We start from the raw sequence: 15,567 nt of genomic DNA on the forward strand, positions 1-15,567 counted from the left end.
GGACGCCTCTTTGCGCAAGGATCTTCGCGACCGACTCATGCACGATGGCCTCGTCGCACCGTGACAAAATACCGCGCGCGAACCTACGCTTGGTTAATCCGGATTCCGTGGAACTACGTAGGCACGCTGCGCGGCGAATAGGCAACGAAATGTGCCCGGCCTGCGGCGGCCGGGCACACTTCGAACTGCGAGCTTGATCGATGTCAGGCGGCGCGAACGGCGTCGAGAAATGTACCGACCTCGACCCTGAGACGGCTGCTGTCGCCGGAGAGCGACTGGGCCGCCGACAGCACCTGGGTTGAAGCCGAGCCGGTTTCGGTCGCGCCGTGCTGCACGTCGGTGATGTTGGCCGAGACCTGCTGGGTGCCCTGCGCCGCCTGCTGCACGTTGCGGGAAATCTCCTGCGTCGCGGCGCCCTGCTCTTCGATGGCCGCCGCGATGGTGGACGAAATCTCCGATAGGCGCTCGATCGTCGACGAGATCTCCTTGATCGCGCCGACTGACTCCTGCGTCGCGGCCTGGATGCCGGAAATCTGCTGGCCGATCTCGCCGGTCGCCTTCGCGGTCTGCTCGGCCAGCGCCTTGACTTCGGACGCCACGACCGCGAAACCGCGGCCGGCTTCACCGGCGCGCGCCGCCTCGATGGTCGCGTTGAGCGCGAGCAGGTTGGTCTGGCCGGCAATGGTGTTGATGAGCTCGACGACGTCGCCGATGCGCGCAGCGGCCTTGGACAGCTCGCTGACCCGATCATTGGTGCTGCGCGCTTGACCGACCGCATCGCTGGCCATCCGCGCCGACTCCTGCACCTGGCGGCTGATCTCCGTCACCGACGACGACAGCTCCTCGGTGGCGGATGCCACCGACTGCACGTTGGCGGAGGCCTCTTCCGAGGCTGCCGCGACCGCGCTGGTCAGTTCCTGCGAACGCGTGGCCGTTGACGACAGCGTGCCGGCCGAGGCTTCGAGCTGGGTCGAGGCCGACGACACGGTCTGCACGATCTCGCCGATCATCTGTTCGAAATTGCGGGTGATGGCATCGACTCGGCGGCCGCGCTCGATCTTGGCCTCCGCGTCCGCCGCGGCGGCCTCGTCGGCGGCCTTCTTGGCGACCAGCGCCTCCTTGAACACCTGCAACGTGTCAGCCATCGTGCCGATCTCGGTTTTCTCGCCCTGGTGGGGAACGACAGCGGTGAGGTCACCGCGGCCGAGCGCCTGCATCGGCGTGACGATCGAGGCGATGCCGGCGGAGACATCGCGGACCAGATAGAAGCTGACGCCGACGCCGATCAGGACGGCAACGCCGAGAATGACCGCAAGCACCATGAACGCCGAGTTGTAATTGTCGGCAGCATCTTTCGCAGCCTTGTCGGCACCGGCGTTGTTGAGCGCGATATCCTTGCGCAGGATCTCATCGGCCTCGAGGCCGATCTTGTTCACGACCTTGGTGTTCAGTTCATGGGCTTCTTGCGGGAGCTTGCCGGCTTCCTTGCGCGACAGGGCCAGCACGTCCTCGGTCCCCTTCTTGTACCTGTCCCAGGTCTCGGCCCACTGCTTGTAGAGCGCGCGCTCCTCCGCCGACGAGATCATCGCCTCGTAGCTCGCCCGCGCCTTGCCATTGGCCTCGACCACGCCGGCGAGCGTCTTCTCGGCCGCCAGCTTCTCTTCGAGGGTCTCTGCGAGCATGTGTTCGCGGATCACGTTGCGATAGGTGATGACGCCGGCGCGGAGTTCGCCGAGGACGCGCACACTCGGCAGCCAATTGGTGGTGATGTCGACGGTGTTGGCGTTGATCGCCTGCATGTCCCTGACGGCGAGCAGGCCCATGCCCGCCATCGCGACAAGCAGGAGCGCCACCACGGAAACGATTTTGGCGCGAATCGAGAGTTTGGCGAACATCGTGATATCTCTGGCTGGTGGGGGCGAGCCCTGGTCCGGAATCAAACGGCGACGCAACGGGACGCCGCAGACATCAAAGCCTGCGCCGTGCCTTCGGTTGGGTTAATTTGAATCCCCGTTGAACTACGGAGTCGCGCGTTGGCGCCGTGACGGCACGCGTGCAAAGCGCGCTCAGCGCATCAGGGCGAGCGCGTCCGAGAAGAATTCCGGTCCGCCGAAATTGCCCGACTTCAGAGCCAGCAGCATGTCGCCGCTCGTCATTCCAACGGCGCGCAGAACGGGGACGCCCGCGGCGATTTCCGCACCGACGAGGAATCCCGGGATTCGCAGCCGGTCGACTGCCGCACCTGACGTTTCACCACCGGCCACCACCAGCCTGCGCACGCCCGCCTGCACCAGGCCTTCGGCGATGTCGGCCATCGCCTGCTCGATAGCATGTCCGGCAGCATCGCGGCCGTGACGGGATTGCAGGCCTGCGACCTCATCGGGGGTCGCGCTGCTCGCGATCAGGATTGGACCATCGCCGATGCGATCCTTGGCCCACGCCAGTGCGCGCTGCGCCTCGTCCTTGCCGGTGACCACCCGCTCGGGATCGAGATGCAGCACCGGCATCACCTGCTCGGCATTCGCGATCTGCTGCAGGGTCGCCTGCGAACAACTGCCGGCGAGGCAGGCCGCCGGACCGCCGACCGCCGCGTCGGGCAGCGCGCTTGCGGCATCCGCTTTCACGGTCCCGCCCGCGACCAGCGCCCGCGCCAATCCGAGCCCGATGCCGGAGGCGCCGACCGAGACGCGATGATCGAGCGCCACCCGCCCGATGGTTTCGAGATCACGGTCGAACACCGCGTCGATGATCGCAGCACCGATACCTTTGGCGGCAAGATCGGCGAGCTTGGCCCTGACGGCCTCGACGCCACGGCTCAGCGTCGCGAGATCGACCAAGCCCACCTTCATCCCGCTCTGGCGCGCCAGCACCCGCACAAGGTTGGAATCATGCATCGGATTGAGCGGGTGATCCTTCAGCGGGCTCTCGTTCAGCGGCACCGAGCCGACGAACAGATTGCCCTGATAGACGGTGCGGCCAGTCTCCGGGAATGCCGGCGTCACCACCACGATGGGATCGCCGGAGTCAGCGCGCAACGCATCCATCACCGGGCCGATATTGCCGGCGTCGGTGGAATCGAAAGTCGAGCAGATCTTGAACAGGATATGGGCTGCACCCCGCCCGCGCAGCCATTTTTCGGCGGCGCGCGAGCGCGTCACGGCAAGGCCGGCCTCGATCGAGCGGCTCTTGAGCGACACCACGACGGCGTCGACCTCGGGCAGTGCGAGATCGGCCGCGGGCACGCCGATGGTCTGCACGGTGCGCAAGCCCGCACGGGTCAGCGTGTTGGCGAGGTCGGAGGCGCCGGTATAGTCGTCAGCGATGCAACCAAGTGCGAGCGTCACGGCTTCACTCCGGCATAAGGCTTGAACCAGGCAAGGCCATCGGCGGTCTTGCCGCGCGGATTGTACTCACAGCCGACGAAGCCGCCATAGCCGAGCCGGTCGAGCTCGCCGAACAGGAATGGATAGTTCAGCTCTTCCCCGTCGGGCTCGTGGCGCGAAGGGATCGAGGCGATCTGGACGTGGCCGATGATCGGCATCATCTCGCGCAGTCGCATCGTCACGTCGCCGTGGATGATCTGGCAGTGATAGATGTCAAACTGCAGCTTGAGGTTCGGAAGCTTCAGCTCGGCGATCAGGTCGCGCGCGAACAGAAAATCGTTGAGGAAATAGCCGGGTACGTTGCGCGGATTGATCGGCTCGATCACGACATCGAGGCCATGCGGTGCGAAGAACTCCGCAGCATAAGCAACCGATTTGTAAAAGGCTTCCACCGCGCGCCGGTCACCACGATCGGCGATTCCTGCCATCAGATGCAGCCGCTTGACGCCGGTCGCCTGCGCATAGGGCAGCGCGGTCTTCAGACTCTGTTGCAAATCGGTGAAGCGATCCGGCAGCGCGGCAAACCCCTTCTCGCCGGCATTCCAGTCGCCCGGCGGCAGGTTGAACAGCGCCTGCGTCAGCCCGGCCGCCTTCAGCCGCTTGCCGACCTCCTCGGCGGGATGATCATAAGGAAACAGGTACTCGACCGCGGTGAAGCCAGCCTTCGCGGCTGCCTCGAAGCGGTCGAGGAACGGGACCTCGTTGAACATCATGGAGAGATTGGCGGCAAAGCGGGGCATCTGGAGATCCTCTTATTTCGCGCCGGGCAGTTGGGTACCGGTGACCTGCGCATATATCCGCGCCACCGAGGCATCGTCATCGCGGCCCATGCCGGCCGCTGCCGTCATCAGGAACATCTGCAGCGCCGCGGCCGAGACCGGCACCGGGAAGCGCGCATTGCGCGCCATGTCTTGAATGATGCCGAGGTCCTTGACGAAAATCTCCACCGCGCTGCGCGGCGTGTAGTCGCCGTCGAGCACATGCGGCATGCGATTCTCGAACATCCAGGAATTGCCGGCGGAGGCCGTGATCACCTCGTAGACCTTCCGGATATCAAGGCCCTGCTTGGCGGCAAATGCAATCGCCTCCGAGGCGGCGGCGATATGCACGCCCGCAAGCAATTGGTTGATCATCTTGAAGGCGGCGCCCTGGCCAGCGGCATCGCCGAGCTCGTAAAGCTTCGCGGCCATCGCATCCAGCGCCGGCCGTGCCTTTGCAAACGCCGCGACGCTGCCGGAAGCAAGGATGGTGAGCTCGCCCTGCGCCGCGCGCTGTGCGCCGCCGGAGATCGGGGCATCGAGATAGTGCCGGCCGGTCGCCTCGAGCTGCTTGGCAAGCCGCCGCGCGATATCAGGGTCCATGGTGGCGGACGACACGAACACGGCGCCCTTTGGCAGAGTCTCCGCCGCGCCGTTTGCGCCAAACAGGATGGCCTCGGTCTGTGCCGCGTTGACGACGACGCTGACCACGATATCGGCATCCTTGGCAGCTTCGGCCGGCGTCTTCGCGCCCTTGCCGCCGTCGGCAACGAAGCGGGCAACCGCGTCGGCCGTCACGTCGCAGCCGGTGACGTCAAAGCCGGCGCGCTTGAGCGAGGTCGCCATGCCATACCCCATCGACCCGAGCCCGATAACGGCGATGCGCGGTGTGGCGGAACTGGACATGCGGCGATCCCTCGAATGTTTCCTGGTATTGAGCATGATCACTTCGGAAAACCGGCGGCCACCTTGCGCTGGCGCGGCCCGCCGGGTCCGGATCATGCCCGTTATTGCCTGCCTATCATGGCTTGGCCGCGCTGCCAAAGCATGAGACAAGGCGAAAACACCGGAGGCTTGCGCGTCATGAGCGAAACAAAGCTTCGTGAGGATATTTGCCGCTTCGGCCGCTCGCTGTTCGAGCGCGGGCTGACGCCGGGCTCCTCGGGCAATATCAGCGTCCGGCTCGATGATGGCGGCTGGCTGGTGACGCCGACCAATGCCTCGCTCGGCTTCCTCGACCCGGCAAAAATGTCCCGGCTCGCGGCCGACGGCCGGCTCATCTCCGGCGACGCCCCGACCAAGGAGGTGCCGCTGCACACCGCGCTGTACCAGACCCGCTCGGCCGCGCGCGCCGTGGTGCACCTGCACTCGACCCATTCGGTCGCACTCTCGATGCTGCCCGAAATCGACCCGCGCGCCGCACTGCCGCCGATGACGGCCTACTACGTGATGAAGTGCGGCCAGACCGCGCTGGTACCCTATTATCGCCCCGGCGATTCCGCGGTCGCCGACGCGATCAAGGGGCTGGCCGGGAAGTATTCATCCGTACTGCTCGCCAATCACGGTCCCGTCGTTTCCGGCGACACGCTGGAAGCCGCGGTATTCGCGACCGAAGAGCTCGAAGAGACGGCACGACTTTATCTGCTGCTGCGCGGGCTGAACCCGCGATACCTGTCGCCGGAGCAGGTGTCGGATCTGGTCAAGACGTTTGGGCTCGCGTTGCCGGAGCACCCGCACTAGACTTCGCACCGGGCAGACATGCGGAGAATACTCATGTTGAGGTTCACGGGCTTTGCGTTAGGGATTGTATTTGTCGGCGGCCTTACGGGATCGGCCGCACAGGCCGAGACCGTGCAGAGCATGCTGGCGGCACAGCTTCGCACCCAGGGCTATGCCTGCGACAAGGCGCTCGGGGCGAAAAAGGACGCCAAGCTCTCGAAGCCGGACGACGAGGCATGGATCCTCAGGTGCACCAACGCGACCTACCGCATCAGACGCGCGCCGGACCTCGCAGCCAAGGTCGAGGTCGTCAAGTAGCGCACGTCGATCGTAGCCCGCATGAGCGCAGCGATATGCGGGACGCTCGCGGATGCCGCTTCGCTATCCGGCTCCGGGAGCTGCCGCTACCCAAGCGCAAGCTCCAGCTTTCGTCACTGCGAGCCACCCGGTCGGCGCGAAGCGCCGCCGGATGACAGGCTCCGCGAAGCAATCCGTCTTACCGCTCGGGGAAAGATGGATTGCTTCGTCGCTTCGCTCCTCGCAATGACGGTGAGCGCTACAGCCCCAGATACGCCTTGCGCACGTCGGGATTGGTGCTGATCTCCGCGGCCGCGCCCTGCATCAGCACGCGGCCGGTTTGCAGGATATAGGCGCGGTCGGCGATCTCCAGGCACTCGGCCATGCGCTGCTCGACGATCAGCACGGTCATGCCGGCGTCGCGGATGCGCTTCACGGCCTGGAAGATCTCGTCGACCAGCTTCGGCATGATGCCCTGCGACGGCTCGTCGAGCATCAATAGCCGCGGCCGCGTCATCAACGCGCGGCCGATCGCCAGCATCTGCTGCTCGCCGCCCGACAGCGTCTCGGCGCGCTGATCGAGCCGTTCCGAGAGCCGCGGAAACAGCTTGAACACCAGATCGAGCGGCTCGTCGCGATTGGCCTGGCTGCGGTAGAGATAGCTGCCGAGACGGAGGTTGTCGCGCACCGACAGCCGCGGAAACAGCCGGCGATTCTCCGGCACGAAGGCGATGCCGCCGGCCGTGATGACGTGCTGCGGCTTGCCGTCGATGCGGGCGCCGTCGAAGGTCACGGTCCCCGAGCGCGGACGCTCAGCGCCGGCGATCGATTTCAACAGCGTCGACTTGCCCGCGCCGTTGGCACCGGCGACGCAGACGATCTCGCCCTTGGCGACGTCGATCGACACCGAGGAGATCGCAACCAGGCCCTGATAGGCGGTGGTGACTTCACGCACCGACAGCATGACGGTCCCCGAGATAGGCGGTAATGACTTTGGGATTGCGGACGACCTCAGTGGGCTTGCCTTCGATCAGCACCTTGCCGAGATCGAGCACGATGGCGCGGTCGACCAGCGGCATCACGATCTCCATGACATGCTCGACCATCAGCACCGTGATGCCGGCGGCGCGCACCTTGCGCACCAACTCGACACCGGTCTGCGCCTCGACCGGCGTCAGCCCGGTCAGGACCTCGTCGAGCAGCAGCAGCTTCGGCTCGGTCGCAAGCGCGCGAGCAACCTCGAGCCGGCGCTTCTCCGACGGCACCAGGTCGCTGGCCAGCACGTTGGCGCGCGCCGCAAGACCGCAGAACTCCAGCACCTCATAGGCCTTCTTCCGCGCCACCCGCATCACCGTGTTGCGGATCAGCGCGCCGACGATGACGTTGTCGATGACAGTCATGGTCTCGAAGCTCTTCACCACCTGGAAGGTGCGCCCGATGCCGCGCTGGCAGCGTTCGGCCGCACGCAGCGCCGTGACATCCTCGCCGTCGAAGATGATCGAGCCCTGCGTCGGCGGCAGCACGCCCGCGATCAGGTTGAACAGCGTCGACTTGCCGGCGCCGTTCGGGCCGATCAGGCCGACGATCTCGCCGCGGCCGACCGAGATCGACACGTCGCTGTTGGCGACGAGGCCGCCGAAACGCTGCCAGACGCCGCGGGTTTCCAGAAGCGCCGTCATCGCGCGGCCCTCTTGCGCAGGGAGAACACGCTCACCAGGCCTCGCGGCAGCGCCAGCGAGATCAGCACGATCAGGGTGCCGTAGACGATCAGGTCGACGCCGCGCCCCGAACCGCCGACGAAGGAGCGCGTCAGCTCGGTGAGCGGGATCAGGATGACCGCGCCCAGCATCGGCCCCCACAGCGTGCCGATGCCGCCGAGCACCGCGGGCAACGCCATCAACAGCGAGAACTGGAAGCCCATCACGCTCTCGGGATCGATATAGGAGACGAACTGGGCGTAGAAGCTGCCGCCGACGGCGACGAGGAAGGCGGAGACTGCAGCCGCCCCCATCTTGGAGTTGAACACGACCACGCCGAGGCTTTCGGCGGCATCCGGGTTGTCCTTCACCGCACGCCACCAATAGCCCCATTTGGAATCTTCCAGCCACCAGGTAACGAACCAGGCGATGCAGGCCAGCGCCAGCGCGAAATAGAAGTACGGCAGCTTGGAGCGCGTGAACTGGAATTTCAGCCAACTGTCGCCGCGCACCGGGATATCGATGCCGAGCGCGGCGCCCGCCCAATCCCAGTTCTGAATCAGGAGCAGCGCGATCTCGGCGATCACGATGGTCGCGATCACGAAGTAGTGGCCGCGCAGGCGGAAGCAGGGATAGCCCAGCGCCATCGCGATCACCGCAGAGATCGCGCCGCCCGCCAGCATGCCGAACCAGGGCAGCACGCCGAACTTGGTGAACAGCAGCGCGGTGGTGTAGGCGCCGAGCCCGAAATACAGCGCGTGACCGAGCGAGATCTGCCCGCAATAGCCGGACAGGATGTTCCAGCTCTGCGACAGCGCGGCGTACATCAGGGTCAGCACCATGATGTTCTGGACGTAGACGTCCTTGACGAACAGCGGCACCAGCGCGGCGATCACGGCGAGGCAACCGGCCATGATCAGGTCGCGCCTGCGGCGTTGGGCGAAATGCTTGTCCATCACATCGATCCGAACAGGCCGCGCGGGCGGATGAAGACGATCAGGAGATAGACGGCATAGATGCCGACCGATTTCAGCGACGGCGGCAGGATCAGCGCCGTGGTCGCTTCCACCAGACCGACGATGATGCCGCCGGCAAAGGCGCCGAACACGCTGCCGAAGCCGCCGAGCGCCACCGTGACATAGGCGATCAGGGCGAAGGAAGCGCCGACATCGGGATAGACGTAGAAGAAGATCGCCATGATGGCGCCGGCAAGCCCCACCAGCGCCGCACCAAGCCCCCAGCCCAGCGCGAACACCCTGTTCTTGTCGATGCCGACCAGCGCCACCGCGCCGGCGTCCTCGCGCGTCGCCTCGAGCGCGCGACCGAAATCGGTGCGATGAATGAAGAAATAGAGCGCGACGAAGGCCGCGATCGAGACCAACGCGCCGACCAGTTGCGGCTCGGGCAAATAGATGCCGGCGACCGCCACCGTCTTGCCGCCGAGCCAGGAGTTCGTGACGCTGCGATAGTCGGGCGTGAAGAAGAACTGCGCCAGGCCGCGCATCACGATCGCAAGACCGAAGGTCGAGAAGATCTGCACCATGCCGGCATTGGCTTTGGCGCGCACGGCGAAGCGGACGATCAACAGATACACCACGGCGCCGAACACGAACAGCGCCGCGGCGACCAGCGGCGCCGACAGCAAGGGATCGATCGCGAAGAACGCGAACAGGAAGAACGTCGCGTACATCGCGATCATCAGGAACTCGCCGTGCGCGAAATTCACGACGTCCATCAATCCGAAGATCAATGCGAGCCCGGCGGCGATCAGTCCGTAGAGCAGCCCCATCAGCAGGCCGCTCGCCAGACTCTGGATAATGGTCTCGGCTGTCACTGTTGGGCCCCGATCAATGCACGGCTCCAGCGTCGTCCTGGCGAATGCCAGGACCCATAACCACAAATGCATCGAGAGGAGAGACAGCAACCAATCATCGCAAAACGCCTGCCTGGGTTACGCGACGAGCGCAAGCACTCGCGCGGGGGTCCCGGGTCACGCTTCGCTTGCCCGGGACGACGAAGGAGAGTGGCCGACCGATCAGCTATTCATCGGCCAGATCGCCTCGGAGACGGCGGCCTGTTCCGGGAAGATCGTGACGAAGTTCTTCGCGGCATATTGCAGCAGCACCGGATCGGCGAAGTTGTTCTGCCCCATCTCGTCGAACTTGACGCGCCGCCAGGGCATGATGGTCACATCGCCCGGCATGTCGGTCGCGGCCAGCGCCTCGCGGATCTTCTCGCCATCGGTCGACTTGGCGCGGTTGATCGCATCGGCCATCACGATCAGGCCCATGAACTGGCGCGACGAATAGTCGTTGAAGTCCTTGCCGGACTTGGCGCGATACATCTCGTTGATGAGACCAACCATCGGCCGCTTCTGCGCAAGATCGAGCGAGAAGCTGCCGCGCGAGATGACGCCCTCGAGCTTGTCGCCGACCGCGTCATAAGTGGCCTTTTCCGAGAAACCGGCGTCCTGCGCCACGATGTTCTTCGGCTTGTAGCCGAGCTCGGCCATGGTCTTGACCAGGAGAATCGCGTCGGTGGTGTAGCTCGACGGCATCAGCACGTCGGCATTCGCCGCCTTGAGCTGCTGCACCTCGGCGGTCAGCGACGGCGAGTTGGCGCGATACTTGATGTCGGTCACCACCTTGTAGCCGCGCTCATTGGCGAGCTTGAGCTGCGCGTTGGACGAATCGGTGCCGAAAATCGTGTCCTCGTGGAACAGCGCCAGCGTCTCGATCTTCTGACCCTTCTTCTTCATCGCGTCGAAGAAATCGAACATCGCGGTCGAGAACATCTCGTCATGCGGCGCGGCGCGGAAATAATACTTCAGGCCGCGGCGATGCAGGCTCGGCGAGGAATTGTCGGCCGAGATGAACGGCACCTGGTAGCGCTCGCAGATCTGGCTGACGGTGACGGCGACCGCACTCTGATAGGTGCCGATCACGGCGCAGACCTTGTCCTGGGTGATCAGGCGCTCGGCTTCGGCGCGGCCCTTCTGCGGATCAGCCTGATGGTCGGCGAACACGAGGCGCACCTTGGCGCCGCCGAGGCCGGGCAGACCTTCGCCCTTGGCCAGCGGCAACGCGAAATCATAGTTCTTGTTGATGATGTCGGCGGCGGTCTCGAAGGCGCGCTGCGCATCGACGCCGATCTGGGCGCTGGAGCCCGACAGCGGATAGATCACGCCGATCACCACTTCGCTGGTCTGCGCGCGCGCGGCCATCGGACCGAGCGCAGCGGCGGCAGTGGCACCGAGCAACACGTTACGGCGAGAGATCGTCATTCCCAATTCCCCTAGGTCAGTTTGTTTTTATCGATGAAGTGCTTGTAGCGCGCAGTAAAGCCTCAATGAATTGCACGAATTGCCTATTCAAAGCACAGCGAGCTGCTTGTTCCTGAGATCCGTAACCAGCATCAATCCCGGCGCGTGCGTGATCGCGAACGGCAGCTTTGCGTTCGCGATCACCGCTTGCGGCGTCACACCGCAGGCCCAGAACACCGGGAGCTCGTCGGCGGCGACCGGCACCGGATCGCCGTAGTCGGGTTTCGCGATATCCTTGATGCCGATCGAGTGCGGATGCCCGAGATGGACGGGCGCACCATGCACCGATGGAAAGCGCGAGGTGATCTGCACCGCGCGGATTGCATCCGCCGGCTTGAAGGGACGCATCGACACCACCATGGGTCCCTGGAACGGCCCCGACGGACTGCATGCGATGTTGGTGCGGTACATCGGCACGCGCACCTTTTGCTCGATGTGACGGATCGGCAGCCCCTCGTCCAGCAGCGCCTCCTCGAACGAGAACGAGCAGCCGAGCACGAAGGCGACCAGATCGTCACGCCAGTAATTCATGATGTCGGTCGGCTCGTCGGCCACCTCGCCGTCGCGCCAGACCCGGTAGCGCGGCACGTCGGTGCGGATGTCGAGATCGAGGCCGAGCGCGGGGATGCGGGGATCGCCGACATCGGACATACCGATGATCGGGCACGGCTTCGGATTGAGCTGGCAGAACCGATGGAAGGCGCCGGCGAGCTTTTCCGGCAGGATGGCGAGGTTGCCCTGGACGAAGCCATTGGCGACGCCGGCCGTGGTCGACGCCATGCCGTTGCGGCAGGCCAGGCGGGCCTCAACGCTCGGAAGCACTGTTTCCCCCTGAGATCGCTGCGCTGCCGCAAAAACAGTCATGGGTCCCTCCTGCCCATAATGTCGACAAGGACAAGCCAACACCAAGCGTGATATAATGTCTAATCGTCCTTTCTAATCAAAATCGATAACTCTGATTTATCGATTGGAAAATTGCTCCTCATGACGGACTTCCGCTCGATCGAAACATTCCTCTGGGTCGTCAAGCTCGGCAGCTTCCGCGGCGCCGCCCAACGCCTCAACACCACCCAGCCGGCGATCTCGCAACGCATCGCTCAGCTCGAGCGCGAGATGGGCGTCAAGCTGTTGAACCGCGACCATCGGGTCGCGTCGCCAACGCCGAGCGGACGCCAGATGATGGTCTATGCCGAGAAGCTGATCGGGCTGCGGTCGGAGATGATGGCCGAGGTCGGCGACCGTTCGGCGATGCGCGGTGCGCTGCGGCTCGGTGTCGCGGAGACGATCGTGCACACCTGGTTGCCGCGGCTGGTCAAGAGCGTGAACGAGATCTACCCGAACCTGTCGCTGGAGATCGAGGTCGACATCACGCCCAATTTGACCGCGCGGCTGCTGGCACAGGAGATCGAGCTCGCCTTCGTGCTCGGGCCGGTCTCGGCCTCCGGCGCGCACAACCGGGTGCTGTGCGATTATCCGATCAGCTTCCTCGCCAGCCCGGCGCTCGGCCTCGGCGCCGGTCCGGTGGCGCGGCAGGATCTGGCGCGGTTTCCGATCATCACCTTTCCGCGCAAGACCCAGCCCTACGAGACCGTGCGCGCGCTGTTCAACGGACCCGATCTGCCGCCGATCCGCCTGCACGCCTCAACGTCGCTCGCGACCGTGATCCACATGGCCAATGAAGGCCTCGGCGTCGCGGTCATCCCGGCGGCGATCGTCGAGAACGAGCTTGCCGACGGACGGTTGCAATTGCTCGATACCGACCTCAAGCTGCCGCCTCTCACCTTCACCGCAAGCTGGCTCGCCTCGCCCGATGCAGTCGCGATCGAGCGCGTCGCCAATCTCGCCGGACAGATCGCACAGCCGCGCGCGGCGGTTGACGAGGCGAGAGTGGCGCGTCATTGAACGAGAGCCGGAGAAATGAACGTCATTCCGGGATGGTCCGAAGGACCAGACCCGGAATCTCGAGATTCTCTGGTGCGCAAGTGCGCACCAGAGCCCGATGCTCTCGCATTGCCCCGGAATGACACCTGGAATGGACTGACGACATGAGCCGAGCCGCCACCAACCTGCAGATCGATTCCGCCCGCCTCTGGGGCACCATCCATGAAACCGCGCAGTTCGGCGCCACTCCGAAAGGCGGCGTGCGGCGGCTGACACTGAGCACCGAGGACAAGCAGGTGCGCGACTGGTTTCGCAAGGCGTGCCAGGACGCCGGCCTCGAAGTGCATGTCGATGCGCTCGGCTCGATGTTCGGGTTGAGGAAAGGAAGGGACATGTCGAAGCCGCCGATCGGCGTCGGATCGCATCTCGACACCCAGCCAACCGGCGGCAAGTATGACGGCGTGCTCGGCACGCTCGCCGCGCTCGAAATGGTGCGCACGCTGAACGATGCTGGCATCGAGACCGAGCTGCCGATCTGCATCTGCAACTGGACCAACGAGGAAGGCTCGCGGTTCGCCCCGGCGATGATGGCGTCCGCGGCCTATGTCGGCGACTTCACTACCGACGATATCTTGTCGCGCAAGGATGCCGACGGCGTCACGGTGGCGCAGGCGCTCGACACCATCGGCTATCGCGGCGATGCCCCGGTCGGCCGTCAGAAATTCACAGGCTTCGTCGAGCTGCATATCGAGCAGGGACCGATCCTGGAGGCCGAGAACAAGACCATCGGCGTGGTCGATTCCGGCCAGGGCGTGCTGTGGTACGACGGCAAGATCACCGGCTTCGAGAGCCACGCGGGTTCAACGCCGATGCCGTTGCGGCGCGATGCGCTGGCAACCCTGTCCGAGATCGTGCTGGCGATGGAAAGCATCGCCAAGAAGCACGGCCCGAAGGCGGTCGGTACCATCGGCGAGGCCGTGATCGCAAAGCCCTCGCGCAACGTGATTCCGGGCGAGATCGCCTTCACGGTCGATTGCCGCAGCGCGGATGCCGCAATCATGGACGCACTCGACCGCGACCTGCGCGCGGCGGTGGCCGAGATCGCGACGCGCCGCAAGGTCGAGGTTCAGCTCGACCTCGTCTGGCGCAAGGCGCCGACACATTTCGACCCGAAGCTCGTCGACGCCGTTGAGAATGCAGCCAAGCAGCTCGGCTACTCGCACCGCCGCATCACCTCCGGCGCCGGCCATGACGCCTGCAACCTCAACAACGTGATGCCGGCAGCAATGGTGTTCGTGCCCTGCAAGGACGGCATCAGCCACAACGAGTTGGAAGATGCGACGCAGGCCGACTGCGCCGCCGGCGCCAACGTATTGATGCACACCGTGCTGGCGCTCGCCGGCGTCGCATCCTGATCATCATCTCTTCCTTTGGACGGAGGTTTTCGTGCGCGGAGTGTTTGTCGACGCCAATGAATCGCTCGCGGTCATCATGGAGCGGCTGGAGAAATCAGGCGATCCCAAGATGCGGATCAACCGCAATCCGGACATCAAGCCCGAGGACTATCCAGCCGTGCTCGACGGCGCCGAGATCGCGATCGTCGATCACACCGCGCTGCCGACGGATGTTGCGAAGACGTGCGCCGGACTGAAGCACGTCGTGTTCCTCGGCACCGGCGCGCGCAGCTATATGAACCCCGAGGAGCTCGCCGAGCTCGGCATCTCCGTGCATCTGATCAAAGGCTACGGCGACACCGCCGTTGCGGAATCCGCGATCGCGCTGATGTGGTCCTCGGCGCGCGTGATCGCGCAGATGGACCGCGAGATGCGCGCCGGCAACTGGCTGCGCGAGGACGGCATGCAGCTCACCGGCAAGACGCTCGGCCTCATCGGCTTCGGCGGCATCGCTGCCGAGGTCGCCCGCATCGCGCTCGGCAGCGGCATGAAGGTGATCGCCTGGAACCGGTCGCCCAAGATGCATTCGGGCGTCGAGTTCCTCGATCTCGACACGGTGCTCGGAAAGAGCGATGTGGTCTCGATCCATCTCTTGCTCAATGACGAGACCCGCGGCCTGATCATGCGCGAGAAGATCGCGAAGATGAAGCCGGGCGTGATCCTGATCAACACCGCCCGCGGCGCCATCGTCGACGAGCAAGCCATGATCGATGCGCTTAAGTCGGGCCATATCCGCCACGCCGGCCTCGACGTCTACAACATCGAGCCGCTGCCGAAGGATCATCCGCTGACCAAGATTCCCAACGTGACGCTGTCGGCGCATTCCGCGTTCCGCACGCCCGAGGCGAGCGAGAATTTGATCCACGCGGCATGGGAGCATTGCCGAAGGATCGTGAAGGGCTAATTTTTACCGTCGTCCTGGACAAGCGAGCGTAGCGAGCGCGATCCAGGACCCATTACCACCGGCCTGCGTCATCGCACAGGACGGTGGTCAGAGCCAGCAACACAACAGCACTCGGGGTAATGGGTCCTGGCTTTCGCCAGGACGACCCCGTG

15 protein-coding genes are annotated in these 15,567 nt (G+C 64.9%); 5 read left to right on the forward strand and 10 right to left on the reverse strand.

The window, feature by feature from the left end:
- Window positions 1-203: 203 nt before the first annotated feature.
- The 4 genes from P6U30_RS25215 to ltnD all read right to left on the reverse strand — a co-directional run bounded on the left by P6U30_RS25215 (window position 204) and on the right by ltnD (window position 5,047).
- Window positions 204-1,895 carry a methyl-accepting chemotaxis protein gene (locus P6U30_RS25215; protein WP_407165582.1) on the reverse strand — a complete coding sequence of 564 codons (1,692 nt, stop codon included), beginning with the start codon at window positions 1,893-1,895 and terminating at the stop codon, window positions 204-206.
- A gap of 171 nt (window positions 1,896-2,066) precedes the next feature.
- Window positions 2,067-3,344, reverse strand: coding sequence for a 3-oxo-tetronate kinase (otnK, locus tag P6U30_RS25220; protein ID WP_407165583.1), 1,278 nt, complete (start codon window positions 3,342-3,344; stop codon window positions 2,067-2,069).
- Window positions 3,341-4,123 carry a 2-oxo-tetronate isomerase gene (otnI, locus tag P6U30_RS25225; protein WP_407165584.1) on the reverse strand — a complete coding sequence of 261 codons (783 nt, stop codon included), beginning with the start codon at window positions 4,121-4,123 and terminating at the stop codon, window positions 3,341-3,343. Before otnI ends, otnK begins: the two co-directional genes overlap by 4 nt.
- Window positions 4,124-4,135: 12 nt before the next feature.
- A complete protein-coding gene (ltnD, locus tag P6U30_RS25230) occupies window positions 4,136-5,047 on the reverse strand; it encodes an L-threonate dehydrogenase (RefSeq protein WP_407165585.1) in 912 nt (303 codons plus the stop codon).
- A 177-nt stretch (window positions 5,048-5,224) separates the two neighbouring features.
- Here ltnD and P6U30_RS25235 point away from each other — a divergent pair, with 177 nt between their 5' ends.
- Window positions 5,225-5,881 (forward strand): aldolase, encoded by a 657-nt coding sequence (locus tag P6U30_RS25235; protein WP_407165586.1) that lies wholly within the window; start codon window positions 5,225-5,227, stop codon window positions 5,879-5,881.
- Window positions 5,882-5,914: 33 nt separating this feature from the next.
- Complete coding sequence (locus P6U30_RS25240; protein WP_407147504.1) at window positions 5,915-6,178, forward strand: hypothetical protein; 264 nt, start codon at window positions 5,915-5,917, stop codon at window positions 6,176-6,178.
- A 238-nt stretch (window positions 6,179-6,416) separates the two neighbouring features.
- On the opposite strand, the gene P6U30_RS25245 is transcribed toward P6U30_RS25240, so the two are convergent.
- From P6U30_RS25245 to P6U30_RS25270, 6 genes are all read right to left on the reverse strand, one after another.
- Complete coding sequence (locus tag P6U30_RS25245; RefSeq protein ID WP_407147505.1) at window positions 6,417-7,121, reverse strand: ABC transporter ATP-binding protein; 705 nt, start codon at window positions 7,119-7,121, stop codon at window positions 6,417-6,419.
- Complete coding sequence (locus P6U30_RS25250; RefSeq protein ID WP_407165587.1) at window positions 7,105-7,836, reverse strand: ABC transporter ATP-binding protein; 732 nt, start codon at window positions 7,834-7,836, stop codon at window positions 7,105-7,107. Before P6U30_RS25250 ends, P6U30_RS25245 begins: the two co-directional genes overlap by 17 nt.
- A complete protein-coding gene (locus P6U30_RS25255; protein ID WP_407165588.1) occupies window positions 7,833-8,810 on the reverse strand; it encodes a branched-chain amino acid ABC transporter permease in 978 nt (325 codons plus the stop codon). The genes P6U30_RS25250 and P6U30_RS25255 overlap by 4 nt, the downstream gene beginning before the upstream one ends.
- A complete protein-coding gene (locus tag P6U30_RS25260) occupies window positions 8,810-9,643 on the reverse strand; it encodes a branched-chain amino acid ABC transporter permease (protein WP_407170535.1) in 834 nt (277 codons plus the stop codon). Before P6U30_RS25260 ends, P6U30_RS25255 begins: the two co-directional genes overlap by 1 nt.
- 246 nt (window positions 9,644-9,889) lie before the next feature.
- Window positions 9,890-11,137, reverse strand: a complete 1,248-nt coding sequence (locus P6U30_RS25265) for an ABC transporter substrate-binding protein (RefSeq protein WP_407165589.1) — start codon at window positions 11,135-11,137, stop codon at window positions 9,890-9,892.
- A gap of 87 nt (window positions 11,138-11,224) precedes the next feature.
- A complete protein-coding gene (locus P6U30_RS25270) occupies window positions 11,225-12,040 on the reverse strand; it encodes a putative hydro-lyase (protein ID WP_407165590.1) in 816 nt (271 codons plus the stop codon).
- Window positions 12,041-12,160: 120 nt separating this feature from the next.
- Here P6U30_RS25270 and P6U30_RS25275 point away from each other — a divergent pair, with 120 nt between their 5' ends.
- The 3 genes from P6U30_RS25275 to P6U30_RS25285 all read left to right on the forward strand — a co-directional run bounded on the left by P6U30_RS25275 (window position 12,161) and on the right by P6U30_RS25285 (window position 15,415).
- A complete protein-coding gene (locus P6U30_RS25275) occupies window positions 12,161-13,078 on the forward strand; it encodes a LysR family transcriptional regulator (protein WP_407165591.1) in 918 nt (305 codons plus the stop codon).
- 143 nt (window positions 13,079-13,221) lie between these two features.
- The gene (locus tag P6U30_RS25280; RefSeq protein ID WP_407165592.1) at window positions 13,222-14,472 is read left to right on the forward strand and encodes a Zn-dependent hydrolase; all 1,251 of its coding nucleotides are present in this window, start codon (window positions 13,222-13,224) and stop codon (window positions 14,470-14,472) included.
- A gap of 31 nt (window positions 14,473-14,503) precedes the next feature.
- Window positions 14,504-15,415 carry an NAD(P)-dependent oxidoreductase gene (locus P6U30_RS25285; RefSeq protein ID WP_407165593.1) on the forward strand — a complete coding sequence of 304 codons (912 nt, stop codon included), beginning with the start codon at window positions 14,504-14,506 and terminating at the stop codon, window positions 15,413-15,415.
- The last annotated feature ends 152 nt before the right edge of the window (window positions 15,416-15,567 follow it).

Origin of the sequence: Bradyrhizobium sp. ORS 111, assembly GCF_045571485.1 — a bacterium.
Lineage (GTDB): Bacteria > Pseudomonadota > Alphaproteobacteria > Rhizobiales > Xanthobacteraceae > Bradyrhizobium.

Excerpts from the sequence above, each read along its gene's own strand:
- P6U30_RS25215 (WP_407165582.1), bottom strand. The coding sequence starts at position 1,895 with ATGTTCGCCAAACTCTCGATTCGCGCCAAAATCGTTTCCGTGGTGGCG.
- otnI (WP_407165584.1), bottom strand. The coding sequence starts at position 4,123 with ATGCCCCGCTTTGCCGCCAATCTCTCCATGATGTTCAACGAGGTCCCG.
- ltnD (WP_407165585.1), bottom strand. The coding sequence starts at position 5,047 with ATGTCCAGTTCCGCCACACCGCGCATCGCCGTTATCGGGCTCGGGTCG.
- P6U30_RS25235 (WP_407165586.1), top strand. The coding sequence starts at position 5,225 with ATGAGCGAAACAAAGCTTCGTGAGGATATTTGCCGCTTCGGCCGCTCG.
- P6U30_RS25240 (WP_407147504.1), top strand. The coding sequence starts at position 5,915 with ATGTTGAGGTTCACGGGCTTTGCGTTAGGGATTGTATTTGTCGGCGGC.
- P6U30_RS25245 (WP_407147505.1), bottom strand. The coding sequence starts at position 7,121 with ATGCTGTCGGTGCGTGAAGTCACCACCGCCTATCAGGGCCTGGTTGCG.
- P6U30_RS25250 (WP_407165587.1), bottom strand. The coding sequence starts at position 7,836 with ATGACGGCGCTTCTGGAAACCCGCGGCGTCTGGCAGCGTTTCGGCGGC.
- P6U30_RS25255 (WP_407165588.1), bottom strand. The coding sequence starts at position 8,810 with ATGGACAAGCATTTCGCCCAACGCCGCAGGCGCGACCTGATCATGGCC.
- P6U30_RS25260 (WP_407170535.1), bottom strand. The coding sequence starts at position 9,643 with ATGGGGCTGCTCTACGGACTGATCGCCGCCGGGCTCGCATTGATCTTC.
- P6U30_RS25265 (WP_407165589.1), bottom strand. The coding sequence starts at position 11,137 with ATGACGATCTCTCGCCGTAACGTGTTGCTCGGTGCCACTGCCGCCGCT.
- P6U30_RS25270 (WP_407165590.1), bottom strand. The coding sequence starts at position 12,040 with ATGACTGTTTTTGCGGCAGCGCAGCGATCTCAGGGGGAAACAGTGCTT.
- P6U30_RS25275 (WP_407165591.1), top strand. The coding sequence starts at position 12,161 with ATGACGGACTTCCGCTCGATCGAAACATTCCTCTGGGTCGTCAAGCTC.
- P6U30_RS25280 (WP_407165592.1), top strand. The coding sequence starts at position 13,222 with ATGAGCCGAGCCGCCACCAACCTGCAGATCGATTCCGCCCGCCTCTGG.